The sequence below is a fragment of the Microbacterium sp. WCS2018Hpa-23 genome (genome assembly GCF_031843845.1).
Taxonomy (GTDB): Bacteria; Actinomycetota; Actinomycetes; order Actinomycetales; family Microbacteriaceae; genus Microbacterium.
The window spans coordinates 110,343-130,201 of record NZ_JAVTIZ010000009.1 but is presented as its reverse complement, the minus strand read 5'-3'; the positions used below and the strand labels follow the sequence as shown (position 1 = coordinate 130,201).

Here is a 19,859-nt window from a genome sequence, read left to right as displayed (position 1 = left end):
TCCACCCACAGGGGGATACGAATGTCCGCGGTTCGTGGCACTCTGTCATATGCGCGATCGTCGGCCTGCGTCCGCCCGTCGAGAGATCTGTCGCTTCATCCTTCCTAGAAAGTCCGCCTGTGCTGGGAAAAATCCTCGTTCGATATCTGTCCCGCTATAAGTGGTTGCTCGTGGCCGTTCTGGTGTTCCAGTTCGCCAGCGCGATCGCGACTCTGTACCTTCCCCGTCTCAACGAAGACATCATCAACAAGGGCGTCGCTCAGTCCGACACCGACTACATCTGGCGCACCGGTCTGTTCATGCTCGCCGTGTCGCTCGGCCAGATCATCGCCTCGGTCATCGCCACCTACTTCGCCGCCCGTGCGTCGATGGGGGCTGGCCGCGACATCCGCGCCGACGTCTTCGGCAAGGTGAGCGGTTTCTCCGAACGCGAGGTCTCGCAGTTCGGGGCCGGTTCCCTCATCACCCGCAACACGAACGACGTGCAGCAGGTGCAGATGCTCGCGATGATGGGCGCCACCATGCTCGTCACCGCGCCGCTCCTCGCGATCGGCGGCATCATCTTCGCCGTCCAGACGAACATCGGTCTCAGCTGGCTGATCGCGGTCTCCGTGCCGCTGCTGCTGATCGTCGCAGGTCTCGTCGTGAGCCGCATGGTTCCGCTGTTCCGCAGCTATCAGGGCAAGCTCGACACCGTGAACCGCGTCATGCGCGAGCAGCTGACCGGCGTGCGCGTCGTCCGGGCCTTCGTGCGCGAGCGCATCGAAGAAGAGCGATTCCGTGAGGCGAACACCGACATCATGGTCGTCGGGCGCAAGGTCGGCTCGCTGTTCGTGCTCCTGTTCCCGCTGTTCATGCTGATCCTCAACGTCACGGTCGTGGCGGTCGTCTGGTTCGGCGGCATCGAGGTCAACAGCGGCACCGTGCAGGTCGGCACGATCTTCGCCTTCATGCAGTACATCGGTCAGATCATGGGCGGCGTCATCATGGCGAGCTTCATGGCGATCATGATCCCGCGCGCCGCCGTCTCGGCCGAGCGCATCGGCGAGGTCCTCGACACGAAGTCGAGCATGGAGCGCCCGGCCGACGGCGTCACCGACTTCCCTGCTCCGGGTGCTGTCGCGTTCGACGACGTCGAGTTCACCTACCCCGGCGCGGATTCGCCCGTGCTCACCGGCATCAGCTTCGCGGCTGAGCCCGGCGAGACGGTGGCGATCGTCGGCTCGACGGGTGCGGGCAAGACCACGCTCGTCTCGCTGATCCCTCGACTCTTCGATGCCACGGGCGGCGCGGTGTTCGTCGGAGGAACCGACGTCCGCAAGGCCGATGTCGAGTCGCTGTGGGCGACCATCGGACTGGTTCCCCAGCGTCCGTTCCTGTTCACGGGAACCGTCGCATCGAACCTGCGCTACGGCCGCGAAGACGCCACGGACGAAGAGCTGTGGCACGCCCTCGAGATCGCGCAGGGTCGCGACTTCGTCGAGGAGATGCCCGACGGCCTCGACTCGCGGATCACGCAGGGTGGCACGAACGTCTCAGGCGGGCAGCGTCAGCGTCTCGCGATCGCCCGTGCGATCGTGCGGCAGCCGCAGATCCTCGTGTTCGACGACTCATTCTCGGCGCTCGACCTCACCACCGACGCGCATCTGAGGCAGGCGCTGTGGCGCGAGCTGCCTCACGTGACCAAGATCGTGGTCGCGCAGCGCGTCTCGTCCATCACCGATGCGGATCGCATCGTCGTGCTCGAAGGGGGCACCATGGTCGGCGTCGGCACGCACGAGGAACTCCTCGAGACGAGCACGACCTATCGAGAGATCGTCGAGTCGCAGCTGGGGGTGGACGCATGAGCGAGCAGAACGAACCCCAGACGCGTCGGGGCCGCGCCGCCAAGGCGACAGCGACCGAGGCGACGGCGACCACCGCGACGGCCGCGACGGCCGAGCCGGAACTGACGGACGAAGAGAAGTACGAGGCCGAGCTCGCCGAGAAGGCGCGCCAGAACGGCGGCGGCTGGGACAGCGTCGCACCGGGCAAGGCCGACAACTTCGGCAAGAGCTTCAGTCGGATGATCGGACTGCTCAAGCCCTCGGCCGTGTGGTTCATCCTGGTCTCCATCGCCGGCGCGGTCGGTGTCGTGCTCACCGTCGCTGCGCCGAAGGTGCTCGGTGAGGCCACGAACCTCATCTACAAGGGCTTCATCTCGGTGCAGCTCGGGCAGGCGAACGGCGACTTCCCCGGCTTCCCGGCCGGAACGTCGCAGGACGACGTGGTCGCCACGCTCCGCCAGGGCGGACAGGACGACTTCGCGAACCAGGTCGCGGCGCTCGGCAGCTTCCAGGTCGGCGACGGGGTGGACTTCGACGCGCTCCGGTGGGTCATCATCGCTGTCCTCGCGATCTACATCGTGGCTGCGTTCCTCAGCTGGATCCAGGGCTACGTCATCAACGTCATCATGGTGCGCACCATGTGGCGCCTGCGCGAGCAGGTCGAGGCGAAGATCAACCGTCTGCCCCTGTCGTACTTCGACAAGGTGCAGCGCGGCGACCTGATCTCGCGCGTCACCAACGACATCGACAACATCACCCAGACCATGCAGCAGTCGCTGTCCGGTGCGATCACCGCCGTTCTCACGGTCGTGGGCGTGCTGGTGCTGATGTTCTCGATCTCGTGGCAGCTCGCTCTCGTCGCGCTCGTCGCCCTCCCGCTGATGGGTGTGATCTTCGGTGTGATCGGACCGAGGTCGCAGAAGGCCTTCGGCACGCAGTGGCGCAAGGTCGGTCGACTGAACGCCCGCGTCGAGGAGGCGTTCTCGGGCCACGCGCTCGTGAAGGTCTTCGGACGCGAGCAGGACGCCCTCGAGAAGTTCAAGGACGAGAACGAGGAGCTCTTCCAGGCGAGCTTCAAGGCGCAGTTCCTCTCGGGCATCATCATGCCCGCGATGACCTTCGTCGGCAGCCTCACCTATGTGGGCATCGCCGTGCTCGGAGGGCTCATGGTCGCGAACGGCCAGCTGCGCCTCGGTGACGTGCAGGCGTTCATCCAGTACTCGCAGCAGTTCACGCAGCCGCTGTCGGAGCTGGGCGGCATGGCTGCGGTCGTGCAGTCGGGAACCGCATCGGCCGAGCGGGTGTTCGAGCTTCTCGACACCGAGGAGCAGGAGGCCGATGACGCAGACGCTCCGGCGCTCGCAGACGGCCAGGGCGTCGTGGAGTTCGAGAACGTCGCGTTCTCCTACACGCCCGAGCGTCCTCTGATCACCGACCTCTCGTTCCGCGTCGAGCCGGGCCAGACCGTCGCGATCGTCGGCCCCACCGGGGCAGGAAAGACGACGCTCGTCAACCTGATCATGCGGTTCTACGAGCTGAACGGCGGGCGCATCCTGCTCGACGGTCAGGACATCTCCGAGGTCACGCGCGACCAGCTGCGTTCGCGCACCGGCATGGTGCTGCAGGATCCGTGGCTGTTCGCCGGAAGCATCCGCGAGAACATCCGGTACGGCCGCTCGACCGCGACCGACGACGAGGTTCTCGAGGCTGCGAAGGCGACGTACGTCGACCGCTTCGTGCACGCCCTGCCCGAGGGGTACGACACGGTGCTCGACGAGGACGCGTCGAACGTCTCGGCGGGTGAGCGTCAGCTGATCACGATCGCGCGGGCGTTCGTCGCCCAGCCGTCGATCCTCATTCTCGACGAGGCGACATCGGCGGTCGACACGCGCACCGAGCTGCTGCTGCAGCACGCGATGGCCGCTCTGCGGCAGGGACGCACGTCGTTCGTGATCGCCCACCGCCTGTCGACCATCCGAGACGCCGACCTCATCCTCGTGATGGAGCATGGCGACATCGTCGAGAAGGGCACGCACGACGAGCTGATCGCCGCGCAGGGCGCCTACTGGCGTCTGTATCAGTCGCAGTTCGAACAGGCGGCGACCGACATCGACGCCGAGGACGCTCTCACGGGATCGACCCCGGTGGTCGTCAGCGGCGACGCCGAAGATGTAGCGGCGGCCGCGCAGGTCGGTGCCTCGGTGGGGGCGCAGACCCCTGCGGCCGAGACCGCTGCAGCCCAGGCGATCGTCGAGCGACCGGACTCCGGTGGTCAGAACGGCTGACGCGAACGCAGCGTGAACCGACCGACGCCCCGCCCCGTTGATTCGAGGCGGGGCGTCTGCGTGCGGGCTTCCCAGTGCACGGGGACGGCGGGAGTGATGGGCTTCCGAGCCCTGCGGGCTCCGGGTGATGCGCGCTTCCGGGACTGAGCCGGCTCAGCGCTGCGCTTCCCCGGCTCAGCGCTGCGCTTCAGTGAGTCCGAACAGTTCGAGCGGATGAGTCAGCCGCCACCACGGGCTCGGTGCGTCCACGTCGTCTGCCAGCGATACCGACGTCGTCACGGTGTTCAGCGGTCCGACGCTCGTGATCGTGCCGATCTCGTCGCCGTCTTCGCGGTTCTCCCCGAGGTTGAAGGTCGATGTCGCCTGTGCGGTCGCCCCGTTCCACATCACGAGGTTCGCGTCGGCGTCAGCGACGACATCTGTGGTCGTTCCCCACAGGGTCGTGACGGTCCCGACCACCGTGCCCTTCGCGACGGCCGGTGCCTGCGACTGCAGCGCGGTCTCGACCTGCGAGAACAGCGACCGGGTCTGCGCCAGGCGCTGTTCGTCATCGGCCTGCCCGAGCACGGCGGCGTAGAGGTGCACCGTGATGTCGTCGACGGTGATGTCCTTCGCGGTCAGCAGGTTCCAGCTGTCGCCGAGCGTGCCGGTCTTCACGCCGACGACGCCGGCATCCGCCAGCATCCCGTTCGTGTTCGTGACGGTTCCCGCGCCGGGCAGATCGATCGAGGGAGTGCCCACGATGCCCGCGAACACCGGATTCTGCATCGCCATCTCGGCGAGCGCGATGAGGGATTCGGGCGTGGCCGTGTTGCGGGCGTCGAACCCTGACGGGGTCGCGATCGTGATGCCGTCGAGACCGCGGTCGCGCAGCCAGACCGTGGCGGCGGAGGAGAACGCCGACTCCGACCCCCAGATCTCCCTGGCGAGGCGGTCGATGTAGTTGTTCGCAGAACCCAGCAGGGTCCCCTGCAGCAGCTGCAGTTCGGTGAGCGTGCCGCCGACGGGCACGTCGAGCGCCGACTGGTCCGAGCGCCGATAGTCCCAGTACGCGAGATTGTCGGCCCGGGTGAAGGCGAACTCCGGGCCCTGCTCGCCCACGGCGAGTGGCATCCGTTCGAGCACCATCAGGCTCGAGACGACCTTCGTGACACTCGCGATCGCTGCGGCATCGAGAGACGAGGAGGTGGTGGAGAGCCCGCCGACGCCGACGGCGCCGCTTCCCTGCGTGGGCCACGAGATCGCTGCCGCGTCCGCAGCGGTAGGTGTGATCTCGACCGCCTGCACGGTCGGCGCCACCTCGTGCAGAGGCCAGAGCATGGTGGTCCCCGCGTACGAGGCGACCAGTCCGACGAGAACGCCGAGCGGCACCAGAGCTCCCGGCCGCGCGATCGCCGGCCGCAGCCGAGCATCCTTCAGCAGCGCGGCGCCTGACGCGGTGCCCGCGGTGTCGTCCAGCGAGCCGCCGGTCGTCTCCTCGGCGACCCTGACCGGATCGACCCAGGTCAGCGGTGTGCCTCCGCTCGCGGCCCCCGCCCACTGCGCCTCGGGCTCGTCGTCGAACACCGTGAGCGCGTCAGCCTCGACGACGGTCGCGGGCGTCGCGGGGATGGCGCTCGTCGCATCGTCCCCGGGCGCGTCGACCCCGGGCGCGTCGACCCCGGGCGCGTCGCCAGCAGGCGCGTCGGAGGCGGTGGCCTCGGCGGATTCAGGAGCGGTCACCTCCTCACGGTACCGAACTCGCACGCAGATCCGCGGCGCTGCAACAGGAGCAGACGCGAGTGTCGGCACTGGGTAAGATCATGAGAACAACCACGGGAGTCCGGCGAGCCGGGCTGAGAGGGAGCGAATCGCGCTTCGACCGTCGAACCTGATCTGGGTAATGCCAGCGCAGGGAGGAGTCACTGATGAGTACATCCACGTCCGGATCCAGCACGGAATCGGCATCTGCCACTGCATCCCCCTCGAAGGGCCTCGGTCGCCCGGAGCTGTGGCGCTGGAGGGTCGTCGACATCGTCGTGGCCAGCGTCATCGCCGTCGCGTGCGCCCTGGTCTTCCTGCTCTGGAACGTCGGGTACGAGGTGCCGAGCACCATCCTCACCCCGCTGCTTCCCGGCGTGCAGGGTCTGCTCGCGGGTCCATGGCTGATCGCCGGAGTGCTCGGCGGTCTCATCATCCGCAAGCCCGGCGCCGCGCTCTACACCGAGCTGGTCGCCGCCATCATCTCGGCGCTCGTCGGCAACGCCTGGGGACCGCTCACGATCGTCTCGGGCCTCGTGCAGGGCCTCGGTGCCGAGCTGATCTTCCTCGTCTTCCTCTACGGCGTCTGGCGCCTTCCCGTCGTCATGCTCGCGGGAGCGGGCGCAGGCCTCGCGTGCGGCATCAACGACCGCATCCTCTGGTACGCCGGGGCTGACACGCTGTTCACCACCGTCTACATCGTCTCGACGACCATCTCGGGTGCGATCATCGCGGGGCTCGGCGCCTGGCTGATCGCCCGAGGACTCGCGGCGACCGGCGCTCTCGGTCGGTTCGCCGCCGGCCGCGAGGTCACCGCACGGGTGTGACCTCGCCCACGACACCCGCCACCCTCGAAGCCCGCGGCTGGGGGTGGCGGTACGCGACGCGGCTGCGCTGGGCGGTGCGCGGCATCGACCTGCGCATCGAGCCGGGGGAGCGGGTGCTGCTGCTCGGCGCCTCGGGTTCGGGCAAATCGACCCTGCTGCAGGGCTTCGGCGGGGTGCTCGGCGGGGCCGATGAGGGCGAGACGCAGGGTGCGCTGCTCGTCGACGGGCAGAAGCCGACCGATGCGCGCGGACGCGTCGGCATGGTCCTTCAGGACCCCGACACCCAGACGATCCTCGCCAGGGTAGGCGACGACGTCGCGTTCGGCTGTGAGAACCTCGGTGTCCCTCGCGACGAGATCTGGCAGCGGGTGCGGCAGGCGCTGGATGCCGTCGATCTCGACGTCGCGCTGGATCGGTCGACGGCAGCCCTCTCGGGCGGACAGAAGCAGCGCCTCGCCCTGGCCGGGGTGCTGGCGATGCGCCCCGGCGCGATCCTGCTCGACGAGCCGACAGCCAACCTCGATCCGCAGGGCGTGCAGGATGTGCGGGATGCGGTGGCCGCAGCGCTCGACGTCAGCGGAGCGACCCTCGTCGTGATCGAGCACCGCATCGACGTCTGGCTGCCGCTGGTCACCCGCGTCATCGTGCTCGGCGCCGCCCCCGAGGGGACGGTCGTCCTCGCCGACGGCACCCCCGACGAGGTGCTCGGGGCCCGGGGCGCGGAGCTCGCGGCATCCGGCGTGTGGGTTCCGGGGCATCCGCCCGCCACCCCGCCGGCGCCGTCGCAGCGCCCGGGGGAGACCCTGCTCGAGGCTCGAGGGCTCTCGGTCTCCCGACGGCGCGGGCTGGCGGTGGCCGGTCCCTTCGACATCGACGTGCGCGCCGGCGAGGCGTTGGGCGTGACAGGCGCGAACGGCGCCGGCAAGTCGACTCTCGGGCTCACGCTGGCGGGGCTCATCCCCGCCGAGAGCGGCGTGGTCTCGGCGCTCCCCGCCCTCGCCGCGGGCGAGAGGAGCGATCCCTTCCGCTGGTCGTCACGCGCTCTCCTCACCCGCATCGCGACGGTGATGCAGACGCCCGAGCACCAGCTGCTCGCGAAGACCGTTCGGGATGAGCTGTCGGTGGGCCCGCGAGCCCTGAAGCTCCCGGAGGCCGAGATCGCCGTGCGGGTCGACGACCTGCTCGAGAGGCTGCGGCTCACGTCGCTCGCCGGCGCGAATCCTTACACGCTGTCGGGCGGCGAGAAGAGACGGCTCACCGTCGCGGCCGCCCTCGCCACGCGCCCCCGGATGCTGGTGCTCGACGAGCCCACGTTCGGACAGGATGCGACCACCTGGGCCGAGCTCGTCGGCCTGATCGCCCGGCTCCGGGACGAGGGCACGGCCATCGTCGCGATCAGTCACGACGAGGCGGTGCTGGACGCCCTGCACGCTCGCCGCATCGAGGTCGGCCGATGATCGATCCGCTCACCGCCCGCATCGAACGACCGGGACCGATCGCCCCGCGCTCGGCCCTCGCGAAGCTCGCCGCGGCTCTGCTCATCGCGCTGCCGCTCGTGCTGACGATCGACGTCGTGTCGGCATCCGTCGCGCTGCTGCTCGAGATCCCGCTCCTGCTGCTCGCAGGCCTCCGCGCGAAGGAGTTCTGGACCCGCACAGCGGTGCTGTGGATCGCCGCCCCGCTCGGCGCCGTCACGATCGCCCTGTACGGCGCGACCAGCGGCACGATCCACTTCGAATGGCTGGTCATGCGCATCAGCGACGGATCGCTGGCGCTCGCCGCGGCGACCGCCGTGCGCGTGCTCGCGATCGGTCTGCCCGCGGTGGTGCTGTTCATCACGGTGGATCCCACCGACCTCGCCGACGGTCTCGCCCAGCGGGTCAGGCTTCCGGCGCGGTTCGTCGTCGGGGCGCTCGCCGGCATGCGGATGCTGGGCCTGCTCGTCGAGGACTGGCGAGCGCTGGCTCTCGCCCGCAGGGCCCGCGGCGTCGCCGACGAGGGACGCGTACGCCGCGCACTCGGCATGGCGTTCGCTCTGTTCGTGCTCGCGATCCGTCGCGGGTCGTCGTTGGCCACGGCCATGGAGGCGCGCGGGTTCGGCGGACGCGGACCGAGGTCGTGGGCCAGGGAATCGGTGTGGGATCGACGCGACACGCTCCTCGTGGTGGCCGCCGCGGTGATCCCGATCGTGGCGATCACCGTGGCCGTGCTGTCGGGGGCCTGGAACTTCATCCTCGGCCCGACGGCCTGACGAAGGGCCTGAGGCCCCACGCTCTGACGGCGGCGCTCGACGCTGCCAGCGCATACTCAGCTTGCTCATAGCTGGAATGCCGATGTATTCGCTAGCATCGAGTGAACCCAAGGGGAGTACTCCACCACGGGCGGCTCGTCATTACGGATGTCCCTGCATCCCGGGTCCCCGGTCCTCGTTCTCGAGGATGGAGAAGACCTTGGCGTCGACACAGTCACGCCTACGTCTTCTGGAGACCCCCTTGAACATCACACCCCTCGTGTGGATCATCACGATCGCCGTCACGATCGCCTTCTTCGTGTACGAGTTCTTCGCCCACGTGCGAAAGCCGCATGAGCCCACCATCGGCGAGTCCGCCCGCTGGTCGGCCTTCTACATCGGTCTCGCGCTGCTGTTCGGCGTCGGCATCGGCACCGTCTCGGGCTGGACGTACGGCGGCGAATATTTCGCCGGCTACCTCACCGAGAAGGCGTTGTCGATCGACAACCTCTTCGTCTTCCTGATCGTGATGACCGGGTTCGCCGTGCCGCGGATCTACCAGCAGAAGGTGCTGATGATCGGCATCGTGATCGCGCTGATCATGCGCGGTGGGTTCATCGCCCTCGGCGCCACGCTGATCGAGAACTTCTCCTGGATCTTCTACCTCTTCGGCGCTCTGCTGCTCTTCCTCGCGTACCGCCAGGCGTTCGCGCAGGGTGACCACAACCCGGCCAACGGCCGATTCATGCGCTTCGTGCGCCGCATCCTGCCGGTGAGCGACGAGTACAACGGCGACCGCCTCACCGTGCAGCGCGACGGCAAGCGGTTCTTCACCCCGATGTTCCTCGTGATCATCGCGATCGGCTTCGTCGACCTGATCTTCGCGGTCGACTCGATCCCCGCGATCTACGGCCTGACCGAAGAGGCGTACATCGTCTTCACCGCCAACGCCTTCGCTCTCATGGGGCTCCGCCAGCTGTACTTCCTCATCGGCGGTCTGCTGCAGCGCCTCGTCTACCTCGCGCAGGGCCTCGCAGTCATCCTCGCCTTCATCGGCGTGAAGCTCGTGCTGCACGCGATGCACGTCAACGAACTGCCGTTCATCAACGGCGGAGAGCCGATGCTGTGGGCGCCCGAGATCCCGATCTGGTTCTCGCTGGTGTTCATCGGCGCGACCATCGCGGTCGCCACCGTCGCCAGCCTCATGAAGACGCGCCGCGACGACAGGCGCGACGCGATCGACGACTCCTCCTCGACCTCTGTATCCCTCACCACTGACACCGGTCTCACCACTGACACCGGTCTCACCACTGACACCGGTCTCACCGCCGACACCCAGAAGGAACACTCGTGAACCAGTCGCGCCGCTCCGACGCGTCCGCAGACCCTGACAGACCCGGCGCCCGAACGACCTCGGGCGCCCCTGCACCTCGTGAGGTGACCCGCTGATGGGTGACCTCGCGCTGAACATCGCTCTGGTGTTCGTCTTCGTCCTCGTCGGCGGCGTGTTCGCCGCGACAGAGATGGCCCTCGTCACGCTGCGGGAGAGCCAGATCAACGCGATCGCCGCCCGCGGCCGGCGAGGGGAGAAGGTCGCGAGTCTGGCTCGCAACCCGAACACCTTCCTCTCGGCGGTGCAGATCGGTGTGACCGTCGCCGGGTTCGCCTCGGCGGCGTACGGTGCGACGTCCATCGCCCCCTCTGTCGCGCCGCTGCTCGAGAACCTCGGGGTCGCGGCCCCACTGGCCATGACCCTCGCGACGGTTCTGCTGACGCTGGTGATCGCGTACCTGTCGCTCGTGCTCGGCGAGCTCGTGCCCAAGCGCCTCGCGATCCAGCGCAATGCCCAGTTCGCCTACGCGGTCGCGCCGGTGCTCGATGGCTTCGCAACGTTCATGCGCCCGGTGATCTGGCTGCTCTCGGTGTCGACGAACGCCATGGTGCGTCTGCTGGGCGGCGATCCGCACAAGGCGGCGGACGAGCTCAGCGAGGAGGAGCTGCGCGACATCGTCGCGACGCATCAGAGCCTCCCGGACGACGAGCGCCGGATCCTCGACGACGTGCTGTCGCTGCGCGGCCGCCAGGTGAGCGAGGTCATGCGGCCCCGCCCCGAGGTCGTCGCCCTCGACGGTGCGGCGACGCTCGCCGATGCCATCGCCCAGGTGAGGGAGCTGCCGTTCTCGCGGTACCCGGTGATCGATGCCTCCCTCGACGACATCGTCGGCTTCGTGCACGTGCGTGACCTGTTCGAGGCCGCCGCCGACGACGCGACGCGGCCGGTGCTCGGCCTCATGCGTCCCGTCGAGTACGTGCCGTCGACGGCCGGTGTGCTGCCGACGCTGACCCGCATGCGGGCCGCCGGCCACCAGATCGCCGTCGTCGTCGACGAGTACGGCGGCACCGACGGCATCGTGACTCTCGAAGACCTCGTGGAGGAGGTCGTCGGCGAGATCTTCGACGAGTACGACACGGAAGAGCGGATGCCGGATGCCGGCGGCGCACTCGACGGCCGTCTCAACCTGCAGGACTTCTCCGAGATCACCGGGATCGACCTGCCCCGCGGCGCGTCCGACACGGTCGCGGGCTTCGTCACCGAGATGCTCGGACGCCTCGCGGTGGTCGGCGACGCGGTCGAGGTGCCAGGCGCGACGATCCGCGTGACCGCCGTCGACCGACGACGGATCGCGGAGATCCGGGTCGTCCTGCACGAGGATGCGGAGTCTGACGCGCGGGAGTGACGCTCAGCTCTCGGTCCACAGCCGCCGGTAATACTCCAGTCGCTCCCGATCGGGGGCGACGCCGTAGGCCTCGATGAGAAGGTCCTCCCACCCCGGGCCGAAGTTCCACGTCGTGCTCATCGAGGCCACGGCGATGTCCGCCCAGCGGTCCGCGGTGCCGAGAGCGGCGAGATCGACGTGGGCGAGCGGGCGGCCGTCAGCATCGAGCAGCGTGTTCGGCATGCACGCATCGCCGTGGCACACGACGAGTCGGTCGACGGGAGGCGGCGTGAGCAGGTCGTCCGGCACGTCGACGCCGCGCTCCCGGGCGTTCGCGATCCTCGACGCCGGGTCCCAGGCCCAGGGGCATTCGTCGACCGGCAGCGACTCGTGCAGCGTGCGCAGCGCGATGCCGACCGCGCGCACGGCGGTCTCCGGATCGTCACGCCACCGCGGGTCCACCGCGCTGCGACCCGCGAGCGCTGCCGTGACGAGCCACTCGTGATCGGCATCCTGGCCCTGCTCCAGGACCTCAGGCACGACGATCCACTGCCGAGCCCACTGCATCCGCTCCGCCTCGTCGCGCATGTTCGCCTCGGCGTCGTGAGGGCCCCATTTGATGTACCGCGCATCATCGGTGCGGAAGGTCAGCCCGCCGATGCCGTTGAGCCAGACAGGGGTCAGGGCGGCGTCCCCGGCGAGCGCGCGCACGACCGCCGGGATCTCGACCGCGGTGTCCGGAATCGTCATGCATCGCCCCCTTTGGAACGTATATCGGTATGCACATATTCTCCCGGTTCTGCGGGCTCGGACGCGGTTAGTGTCGATCCCGGTCGCCGTCGGCGACCGCTTCATCTCTCCCATCGATACACCGAGGTCTTCGTGCGCGTTTCGTCTCGATCGCAGTGGTGGCGACGCCACGGCAGTGATGTCGACGCGTCGTCGAACCCACCCGCGTCCGACGGTGCGGACGCGGTTCAGGACGTCGCGGGCGATCTGCCCAGGGCCCCGGTGATCTCGTCGCGGGAGCCCGACGAGGGGGACCTCGACCGGTTCGTCGAATGGATCTGGGCCGAAGAGGCCCACGCATCCACGGCAGACGAGCGCGTCGCGGACACACGCACCACCACAGAGGAGCAGTACAACATGAGTTCACTTGATGACGCCCTGCAGCAGCTGCTGGCCATCGAAGGCGCGACCGGCGCCGCGATCGTCGACTACGGCAGCGGCATGGCTCTCGCCCAGGGCGGCAATCCGTCGTTCGACCTCGGCATCGCGGCTGCGGGCAACTCCAACGTCGTCCGCGCGAAGCTGGCGACCATGCGCGACCTCGGCGTCACCGACGAGATCGATGACATCCTCATCACGCTGAGCTCGCAGTACCACCTGATCAACGTGCTCAACACGCAGAGCGCGAACGGGCTGTTCATCTACCTCGTGCTGAACCGGGCAGCGGCGAACCTCGCTCTCGCCCGCCACAAGCTGAAGGGCATCGCCGCGCAGATCGAGGTCTGAGTGCATGCGTCGACGAAGGGGGAGGGCCGTGCGGCTCTCCCCCTTCGTCGTGTGCGGCGTAGGCTCGGTGTCGATGCGCTGGGGTCGATGCGGTCGGGGTGCAACGCCGCCGCGCATCGACTGAAACTCGGAGTCAGCTAAACTGGCACTGAGTCGCACACGTTTCGAAGGAGAACCGCATGCAGATCCAGGGCTCGAGTGCTCTCATCACCGGCGGTGCGTCCGGTCTGGGCCTCGCCACCGCACGCAGGCTGGCAGCCGCCGGCGCCGTCGTGACCATCCTCGACCTCCCCTCATCGGCCGGCGCCGAGATCGCCGCCGAGCTCGGCGGAGTCTTCGCCGCCGGCGACGTCACGAGCGCGGATGACGCGGCCGAGGCCGCCACCGCAGCCCAGGCCGCAGCCCCGCTGCGCGTGGTCGTCAACTGCGCGGGGATCGCCCCTCCGGCCAAGGTCCTCGACCGCGAGGGAAACCCGGCCGTGCTCGCCGACTTCGAGCGCATCGTGCGCATCAACCTGGTGGGCACCTTCAACGTCCTCTCGCAGGCATCCGCAGTGATCGCGAAGAACGACGCCACCGATGACGGTGATCGCGGCGTCATCGTGAACACCGCGAGCGTCGCCGCCTTCGACGGCCAGATCGGCCAGCCCGCGTACTCCGCATCGAAGGGCGGAGTGCACGCCATGACCCTCCCGGTCGCTCGCGAGCTCGCCCGTTACGGCATCCGCGTCTGCACCATCGCGCCCGGCATCATGGAGACTCCGATGCTGATGGGCCTCCCGCAGGCCGCGCAGGACTCGCTCGGCCAGCAGGTGCCGTTCCCCTCGCGCCTCGGACGCCCCGACGAGTACGCCGCCCTCGTGCAGCAGATCGTTGAGAACGGCTACCTCAACGGCGAGACGATCCGCCTCGACGGCGCGATCCGCATGGCTCCCAAGTGACCCCACCGGCGTTCGAATCGCGCAACTGGCCCGATTCGAGCCCGACATGCAGCAATCCACGCGATTCGAAACGAGAAGGCGGCCGATGAACACACTGGCAGGAAAGACCATCCTCATGTCGGGCGGCAGCCGCGGCATCGGCCTCGCGATCGCGCTGCGCGCCGCAGCCGACGGCGCGAACATCGCGATGCTCGCGAAGACCGACACCCCGCATCCCAAGCTCGAGGGCACGGTGCACTCGGCGGCCGAGCAGATCCGGGCCGCCGGCGGCCAGGCGCTGCCGATCGTCGGCGACGTGCGCGACGACGACGACATCACCGAGGCCGTGCTCAAGACGCAGGGCGAGTTCGGCGGCATCGACATCGTCATCAACAACGCCAGTGTCATCGACCTCTCGCGCTCGCTCGACCTCGGCGCGAAGAAATACGACCTGATGCAGGACGTCAACGTGCGCGGCACGTTCATGCTGTCCCGCGCGGCGGTCCCGATCCTCAAGGATGCTGAGAACCCGCACATCCTGTCGCTCTCACCGCCGCTCAACCCGACGCCGAAGTGGCTCGGTGCGCACACCGGCTACACCCTCGCGAAGTTCGGCATGACGATGGTGACGCTCGGGCTCGCGGCGGAGTTCGCCCGCGACGGCATCGCCGCCAACACCCTGTGGCCGCGTACGACGATCGCCACCGCGGCGGTGCAGAACCTGCTCGGCGGCGACAAGGTCATGGCTGCGAGCCGCACGCCCGACATCTACGCCGACGCCGCCTACGCGGTGCTGCTCAAGCCCGCGGCGGAGTACACGGGTCAGACGCTGATCGTCGAAGACGTGCTCGAGGCCGACGGAGTGACCGACTTCTCGAAGTACGCCGCAGTGCTGGGAACCCCGGACGACCGGCTGTTCCCGGACATTTTCCTCGACTGAGCGGGCGCTCTCAGCATCCGCCCCGGACTCAGACCGGGAAAAGGAGACGGGACGTGGTCGGCTCGGCGTGTCGTTCGGCGACGCGCCGAGCGAAGGGCGATGCGTCTCTGTTCTCCGTGCAGAGGACGGCGGGCAGATGAGTCAGAAGAGCAGGTAGACGGCCCCGGCGATCGTCAGCACGATCACGATGCGGTCGAACAGCACCTGGTTCATCCGCTTCGCTAGGCGGATGCCGACGAGGGCACCGATCACGACGAGCGGCGCCAGCACGGCATCCATCAGCAGCACGTGCCCCTCGAACAGGCCGAGGCCCGCGAGGAACGGGATCTTCACGAGGTTGATGATCGCGAAGAACCAGGCCGAGGTGCCGAGGAACACCTGCACGGGTGTGCGGGTCGCGAGGAAGTACATCGACATGACGGGGCCGCCGGCATTCGCGACCATGGTCGTGAAACCGCCGAGTGTGCCGTAGACCCCCGAGAGCGCGAGGCCGCCGGGCGCGTGGGCCGCGGCATCCGCTCGACTCTGTCTCCATCGCCGCCAGAGCGTGACGGCGATCATCGCCAGCAGGATCACGCCGATCGCGCGGCGCACGATGCCGTCACCCGCGAGCGCGAGGAACGCGAACCCGGCGACGAGGCCGGCGATCACTGCCGGGGCGAGGCGCAGCAGGGTGGGCCAGTGCGCGTGGCGGCGGTAGGTGATCAGTGCGAACACGTCGCCGACGATGAGCAGCAGAAGCATCGCGGCTGTCGACGTGCGCGCGGGCAGGACGGTCGCGAAGAGCGCGATCGCCAGGATGCTGCCGCCGGGGAGCGCGGTCTTCGAGATGCCGATCGTGACGGCCGCGAGTCCGAGTGCGGCCCAGGCGAGGGGTGCGAGTTCGATCACCGGGTCATCGTCGTTCCAGCAGGGCGACGATCTCGTCGTAGCCGCGGGCGGCGGCGAGATCGCGAGGCAGCACGCCGTCGCCGTCGCGGATCGTGATGTCGGCACCGCCCTCGATCAGGGTGCGCACGACGTCGACGTAGGTGTCGGATCCGTCGCCGAGCACGATCGCCTCGTGCAGCGCCGTCCAGTTCAGGTTGTTGATGTGGTTCGGGTCGACGCCCGCCTCGAGCAGGATGCCGATGGTCGACAGCAGCCCGCGCTCGGATGCCGGGATCAGCGCCGTGCCTCCGAAGCGGTTCGTGCTGGCGAGGTCGGCGCCGTTCTCGAGCGTGAGCTGCAGGATCTCGTCGTGCCCGCGGGCGCCCGCGTAGAGATACGCGGAGTCCTGGATGTCGTCCTTGGCGTTCACGTCGGCCCCGGCCTCGATGAGCACCCGGGCCGCGTCGACATGGTCGGCCTTGGTCGCGGCGACGAGCGCGGTCATGCCGCCGTCTCCGCGGGCCTCTATGTCGGCTCCGGCGTCGAGGGCGGTGCGCACGGCATCCGCGTCACCCGCAGCGGCGGCGTCGAAGAGATCACGGGTGCTGTCAGACATGGAGGACTCCTCAGAGGGCGGTGGGGTGTCGAGCGACGCCGTGCAGGCGGTTGCGCCGAGAGTGAGCATGGCCGCGAGGGCGGTGGCGGCCAGCATCCGTCGAGCTCTCATGCGTCCTGGTCTACCAAAGCCGCATGAGAATCGGATCAGCTGCGGCTGGCGGCGAGTGCTGCGGCGAAGCGAGCCGAGCGCTGCTCGATGTCGGCCCAGTCGGATGCCGCGAGCGAGGCGCCGTTGGCGAGGTCGCCGCCCGCGCCGACGGCGACCGCGCCGGCGCGGAACCACTCGGCGAGGTTGTCGGGGCTGACGCCGCCGGTCGGCATCAGCGGTGCGTCCGGGAAGGGGCCCCGGAGCGCGCCGAGGTACGAGGGGCCGCCGAGAGAGGCGGGGAAGATCTTGACCACGTCGACGCCGAGCTCGAGCGCGCCCATGACCTCGGTCGGGGTCATGGCGCCGGTCATCACGACGCGGCCGGTGTCGAGCATCGCGCGGGTCAGCGCAGGCAGCGTGCCCGGGCTCACGAGGAACTCCGCTCCGGCGTCGGCTGCGAGTGCGGCCTGCTCGGCGGTCGTGACCGTGCCTGCTCCGATGTAGGCGGCATCGCCGTGGCGGGCGATCAGCTCTCGGATCACCGCGGGGGCGTCGGGCGTCGAGAAGGTCACCTCGATGCCGGTCACCCCGCCGCGGATGATCGCCTCGGAGGCCTCGAGTGCGAGCTCGGGCGACGGTGCGCGGAGAACGGCGAGAACGCCGGTGGCGCGGGCGCGGGAGAGACGGTCGGTCATCGGGGCTCCTTCAGAGGCCTTCAGCGGGGGGATCCCACCCATTCTCCCCGACGATAACCTGTAATTACAAGTGACGCGGGTGGGGCCAGGCCTCGACGACGTCCTTCGACTCTTTGAGTCCGAGGCCCGTGTGCTCTCTGACCAGCTTGATCGCGTTGATCTTCTGATCGGCCGCGACGAGGCGGTCGACCTCTGCCGCGACGGATGCCGGGAGTGCGCCGCGCACCGACGACGGCGTGGCCGTGATCGACGAGTGGGCCGCCGCGGCGTTCGAGACCGCAGCGAGATGCGGTGCCGTGGTGCTGACAGACCAGTGGTCGATGCGGTCCTTCGCCTCCTGCAGGCGGACGCCGGTGTGCTGGCGGTAGAGCTTGATGGCGTGGATCTTCTGCCCCGCGGCCACGAGGCGGTCGATCTCGGCGATTGCGGCAGGCGTCAGCTGCGAGGCCGAGGCAGTCGACGTGGAGGACGAGGCGACCGACCGGGCCATCGTCGGTGACGGGGTGAACACGTGCGGCTCCGGGGCCTTCGGCCGCATCGATCGCAGTGCGGCTCCGATGACCAGCACGCCGACGGCGATGACGAGGATGACTCCGCCGAGAGCGAGGATGATGTCCATCCGCTCAGTCTAGGGACGCGTGCCCTCCCGCCCCAGGGCCTTCCCACCCGGCACCGCGTACCCTGGAGATATGACCGAGACTCCCCGCACGCGCGAGACGCGCCCCGCCACGGCACCCGCGTCGTCCCGTTCGGGGGCCATCCGCTCCACAGGCACCCCGCAGGTGCGCCCCACGACAGAGGGCTGGACCCAGCAGAAGGATGCCGAGGGGCGGCCGCTGCTGCAGTTCGCGAGCCCCAAGCGCGGCAAGCCGCCGGTGCACCTCGCCGACCTCACCCCGGCCGAGCGCGTCGAGAAGGTCAAGGAGCTGGGCCTGCCCGGGTTCCGAGCGAAGCAGCTCTCGACCCACTACTTCCGCCACTACACGTCGGATGCCGCCGAGATGACCGACCTCCCGGCCGACACCCGCGAGCAGCTCGTCGCCGGCATGCTGCCGCCGCTGCTCACCGAGGTGCGTCGCCTCGAGACCGACCGCGGGGACACGATCAAGTTCCTGTGGCGCCTGCACGACGGCGCCCTGGTCGAGTCGGTGCTCATGCGGTACCCCGGCCGCATCACCCTGTGCGTGTCGTCGCAGGCGGGATGCGGCATGAACTGCCCGTTCTGCGCGACGGGCCAAGCGGGCCTCACGCGCAACATGTCGACCGCCGAGATCATCGAGCAGATCGTCCGTGCCAACCGTCTGATCGCCGACGGCGGCCTCGGCGGCAAGAAGGCCGACGACCACTCGATGGAGCGCGTGTCGAACATCGTCTTCATGGGCATGGGTGAGCCGCTCGCCAACTACAAGCGCGTGATGGACGCGGTGCGCTCGATGGTCGCGCCGCAGCCCGACGGGCTGGGAATGAGCGCCCGCGGCATCACGGTGTCGACCGTCGGACTCGTGCCGGCGATCAAGAAGCTCGCCGACGAGGGCATCCCCGTCACCTTCGCGCTGTCCCTGCACGCGCCGGACGACCACCTGCGTGACGAGCTCATCCCGGTGAACTCGCGCTGGAAGGTCGACGAGGCGCTCGACGCCGCGTACGACTACTACGCCAAGACCGGTCGCCGTGTCTCGATCGAGTACGCGCTGATCAAGGACATGAACGATCACGCCTGGCGTGCCGACCTGCTCGCCGACAAGCTCAACGAGCGCGGCCGCGGCTGGGTGCACGTCAACCCGATCCCGCTGAACCCGACGCCCGGCTCGATCTGGACGTCGTCCGAGCCGTCGGTGCAGAACGAGTTCGTGCGCCGGCTCAACGACGCCGGCATCCCGACGACCCTCCGCGACACCCGCGGCAAGGAGATCGACGGAGCCTGCGGTCAGCTCGTCGCCACGACCGAAGACGAGGCCGCCTCAGCCGCGATGGCCTGAGGATGAGCTGCACCGCTCCGGTCGCGGAGGCCGTCGCGGAGGCCGTCTCGACGACCGAGGGACTCGGCGCGTGACAGCCAGGTCTCGATGCGCTCGGCGCTCGCGTCCTTGACGCCGAGCATCCGGGTGGTGCGCACCGAGCGGATGCCGCAGAAGCGCAGCGTTCCCCGCGCCACATGCGTCTGCGCCGGCAGGCCGGTGAACGGCGTGAGGAACCACGGGGTGTCCGCCAGCAGGAAAAGACGGCCGTTGCGGGCAGGCAGCAGCCCCTCGGGGAGGCCGAGCTTCGAGTACCGGTACTCCTGCTGCGGCAGCAGCGCCCGATCGAAGAAGCCCTTCAGCAGTGCAGGCACCGATCCCCACCACAGCGGCGTGAACACGACGACTGTCGCAGCCTCGGAGAGGGCCTGCTTGGCGTCGATCAGGTCGGGCTCGAGCTCCATTCGCTCCCGGTAGCCGAAGCGCAGCGACGGGTCGAAGTCGAGATCGCGCAGGGCGAGGATGCGAGCATCGCCGTGCGCCGCGGCGTAGCGCCGAGCGAGTTCGGCGGTGAGGGATCGGGCATCCGGGTGGCCGTCGATGATCAGGGCGGAAGACATGCGGACTCCT

At 69.0% G+C, this 19,859-nt stretch carries 18 protein-coding genes and 1 riboswitch; of the genes, 11 read left to right on the top strand and 7 right to left on the bottom strand.

Annotation, left to right across the window (positions count from 1 at the left end; all coding sequences use genetic code 11):
* Positions 1-119: 119 nt before the first annotated feature.
* Positions 120-1,847 (top strand): ABC transporter ATP-binding protein, encoded by a 1,728-nt coding sequence (locus RQG77_RS15665; RefSeq protein WP_311245566.1) that lies wholly within the window; start codon positions 120-122, stop codon positions 1,845-1,847.
* Positions 1,844-4,111: an ABC transporter ATP-binding protein gene (locus tag RQG77_RS15660; protein WP_311245565.1), complete on the top strand. Its 2,268-nt coding sequence runs from the start codon at positions 1,844-1,846 to the stop codon at positions 4,109-4,111. Before RQG77_RS15665 ends, RQG77_RS15660 begins: the two co-directional genes overlap by 4 nt.
* Before the next feature lie 174 nt (positions 4,112-4,285).
* On the opposite strand, the gene RQG77_RS15655 is transcribed toward RQG77_RS15660, so the two are convergent.
* On the bottom strand, positions 4,286-5,833 hold the full coding sequence (locus tag RQG77_RS15655; protein ID WP_311245564.1) for a D-alanyl-D-alanine carboxypeptidase: 1,548 nt from the start codon (positions 5,831-5,833) through the stop codon (positions 4,286-4,288).
* Between the two features lie 82 nt (positions 5,834-5,915).
* Positions 5,916-6,025, top strand: a riboswitch (TPP riboswitch).
* On the opposite strand from RQG77_RS15655, the gene RQG77_RS15650 reads away from it, so the two are divergent.
* The 5 genes from RQG77_RS15650 to RQG77_RS15630 all read left to right on the top strand — a co-directional run bounded on the left by RQG77_RS15650 (position 6,019) and on the right by RQG77_RS15630 (position 11,646).
* Positions 6,019-6,678: an ECF transporter S component gene (locus RQG77_RS15650; RefSeq protein ID WP_311245563.1), complete on the top strand. Its 660-nt coding sequence runs from the start codon at positions 6,019-6,021 to the stop codon at positions 6,676-6,678. Its footprint overlaps the riboswitch before it by 7 nt.
* Complete coding sequence (locus RQG77_RS15645) at positions 6,675-8,135, top strand: ATP-binding cassette domain-containing protein (RefSeq protein WP_311245562.1); 1,461 nt, start codon at positions 6,675-6,677, stop codon at positions 8,133-8,135. The genes RQG77_RS15650 and RQG77_RS15645 overlap by 4 nt, the downstream gene beginning before the upstream one ends.
* Positions 8,132-8,929, top strand: a complete 798-nt coding sequence (locus tag RQG77_RS15640; RefSeq protein ID WP_311245561.1) for an energy-coupling factor transporter transmembrane component T — start codon at positions 8,132-8,134, stop codon at positions 8,927-8,929. The genes RQG77_RS15645 and RQG77_RS15640 overlap by 4 nt, the downstream gene beginning before the upstream one ends.
* Positions 8,930-9,170: 241 nt before the next feature.
* Positions 9,171-10,262: a TerC family protein gene (locus RQG77_RS15635; protein ID WP_311245560.1), complete on the top strand. Its 1,092-nt coding sequence runs from the start codon at positions 9,171-9,173 to the stop codon at positions 10,260-10,262.
* A gap of 94 nt (positions 10,263-10,356) precedes the next feature.
* The gene (locus RQG77_RS15630) at positions 10,357-11,646 is read left to right on the top strand and encodes a hemolysin family protein (RefSeq protein ID WP_311245559.1); all 1,290 of its coding nucleotides are present in this window, start codon (positions 10,357-10,359) and stop codon (positions 11,644-11,646) included.
* 3 nt (positions 11,647-11,649) lie between these two features.
* On the opposite strand, the gene RQG77_RS15625 is transcribed toward RQG77_RS15630, so the two are convergent.
* Positions 11,650-12,375 carry an aminoglycoside 3'-phosphotransferase gene (locus tag RQG77_RS15625; protein ID WP_311245558.1) on the bottom strand — a complete coding sequence of 242 codons (726 nt, stop codon included), beginning with the start codon at positions 12,373-12,375 and terminating at the stop codon, positions 11,650-11,652.
* Positions 12,376-12,507: 132 nt separating this feature from the next.
* Here RQG77_RS15625 and RQG77_RS15620 point away from each other — a divergent pair, with 132 nt between their 5' ends.
* The 3 genes from RQG77_RS15620 (at position 12,508) to RQG77_RS15610 (ending at position 15,000) form a co-directional block, all read left to right on the top strand.
* A complete protein-coding gene (locus RQG77_RS15620) occupies positions 12,508-13,140 on the top strand; it encodes a hypothetical protein (protein ID WP_311245557.1) in 633 nt (210 codons plus the stop codon).
* Between the two features lie 179 nt (positions 13,141-13,319).
* Positions 13,320-14,081, top strand: a complete 762-nt coding sequence (locus tag RQG77_RS15615; RefSeq protein WP_311245556.1) for an SDR family NAD(P)-dependent oxidoreductase — start codon at positions 13,320-13,322, stop codon at positions 14,079-14,081.
* 85 nt (positions 14,082-14,166) lie between these two features.
* Positions 14,167-15,000: an NAD(P)-dependent oxidoreductase gene (locus RQG77_RS15610; RefSeq protein WP_311245555.1), complete on the top strand. Its 834-nt coding sequence runs from the start codon at positions 14,167-14,169 to the stop codon at positions 14,998-15,000.
* Positions 15,001-15,141: 141 nt separating this feature from the next.
* On the opposite strand, the gene RQG77_RS15605 is transcribed toward RQG77_RS15610, so the two are convergent.
* From RQG77_RS15605 to RQG77_RS15590, 4 genes are all read right to left on the bottom strand, one after another.
* Positions 15,142-15,891 (bottom strand): sulfite exporter TauE/SafE family protein, encoded by a 750-nt coding sequence (locus tag RQG77_RS15605; RefSeq protein WP_311245554.1) that lies wholly within the window; start codon positions 15,889-15,891, stop codon positions 15,142-15,144.
* Positions 15,892-15,895: 4 nt separating this feature from the next.
* Complete coding sequence (locus RQG77_RS15600; RefSeq protein WP_311245553.1) at positions 15,896-16,486, bottom strand: ankyrin repeat domain-containing protein; 591 nt, start codon at positions 16,484-16,486, stop codon at positions 15,896-15,898.
* Between the two features lie 146 nt (positions 16,487-16,632).
* A complete protein-coding gene (locus tag RQG77_RS15595) occupies positions 16,633-17,271 on the bottom strand; it encodes a bifunctional 4-hydroxy-2-oxoglutarate aldolase/2-dehydro-3-deoxy-phosphogluconate aldolase (RefSeq protein WP_311245552.1) in 639 nt (212 codons plus the stop codon).
* Between the two features lie 64 nt (positions 17,272-17,335).
* The gene (locus RQG77_RS15590; RefSeq protein ID WP_311245551.1) at positions 17,336-17,890 is read right to left on the bottom strand and encodes a ribosomal protein L7/L12; all 555 of its coding nucleotides are present in this window, start codon (positions 17,888-17,890) and stop codon (positions 17,336-17,338) included.
* 70 nt (positions 17,891-17,960) lie between these two features.
* Between RQG77_RS15590 and rlmN the strand changes: the two genes are divergently transcribed.
* Positions 17,961-19,250: a 23S rRNA (adenine(2503)-C(2))-methyltransferase RlmN gene (gene rlmN / locus RQG77_RS15585; RefSeq protein WP_311245550.1), complete on the top strand. Its 1,290-nt coding sequence runs from the start codon at positions 17,961-17,963 to the stop codon at positions 19,248-19,250.
* On the opposite strand, the gene RQG77_RS15580 is transcribed toward rlmN, so the two are convergent.
* Positions 19,199-19,849 carry an NAD(P)H-dependent oxidoreductase gene (locus RQG77_RS15580; protein WP_311245549.1) on the bottom strand — a complete coding sequence of 217 codons (651 nt, stop codon included), beginning with the start codon at positions 19,847-19,849 and terminating at the stop codon, positions 19,199-19,201. The two genes, rlmN and RQG77_RS15580, sit on opposite strands and share 52 nt — an antisense overlap.
* Between the last annotated feature and the right edge of the window lie 10 nt (positions 19,850-19,859).

What these genes read in the sequence shown, in the direction of transcription:
- RQG77_RS15660 (WP_311245565.1), top strand. Translation starts at nt 1,844, where the DNA reads ATGAGCGAGCAGAACGAACCCCAGACGCGTCGGGGCCGCGCCGCCAAG.
- RQG77_RS15650 (WP_311245563.1), top strand. Translation starts at nt 6,019, where the DNA reads ATGAGTACATCCACGTCCGGATCCAGCACGGAATCGGCATCTGCCACT.
- RQG77_RS15640 (WP_311245561.1), top strand. Translation starts at nt 8,132, where the DNA reads ATGATCGATCCGCTCACCGCCCGCATCGAACGACCGGGACCGATCGCC.
- RQG77_RS15630 (WP_311245559.1), top strand. Translation starts at nt 10,357, where the DNA reads ATGGGTGACCTCGCGCTGAACATCGCTCTGGTGTTCGTCTTCGTCCTC.
- RQG77_RS15625 (WP_311245558.1), bottom strand. Translation starts at nt 12,375, where the DNA reads ATGACGATTCCGGACACCGCGGTCGAGATCCCGGCGGTCGTGCGCGCG.
- RQG77_RS15615 (WP_311245556.1), top strand. Translation starts at nt 13,320, where the DNA reads ATGCAGATCCAGGGCTCGAGTGCTCTCATCACCGGCGGTGCGTCCGGT.
- RQG77_RS15610 (WP_311245555.1), top strand. Translation starts at nt 14,167, where the DNA reads ATGAACACACTGGCAGGAAAGACCATCCTCATGTCGGGCGGCAGCCGC.
- RQG77_RS15600 (WP_311245553.1), bottom strand. Translation starts at nt 16,486, where the DNA reads ATGTCTGACAGCACCCGTGATCTCTTCGACGCCGCCGCTGCGGGTGAC.
- RQG77_RS15595 (WP_311245552.1), bottom strand. Translation starts at nt 17,271, where the DNA reads ATGACCGACCGTCTCTCCCGCGCCCGCGCCACCGGCGTTCTCGCCGTT.
- RQG77_RS15590 (WP_311245551.1), bottom strand. Translation starts at nt 17,890, where the DNA reads ATGGACATCATCCTCGCTCTCGGCGGAGTCATCCTCGTCATCGCCGTC.
- rlmN (WP_311245550.1), top strand. Translation starts at nt 17,961, where the DNA reads ATGACCGAGACTCCCCGCACGCGCGAGACGCGCCCCGCCACGGCACCC.
- RQG77_RS15580 (WP_311245549.1), bottom strand. Translation starts at nt 19,849, where the DNA reads ATGTCTTCCGCCCTGATCATCGACGGCCACCCGGATGCCCGATCCCTC.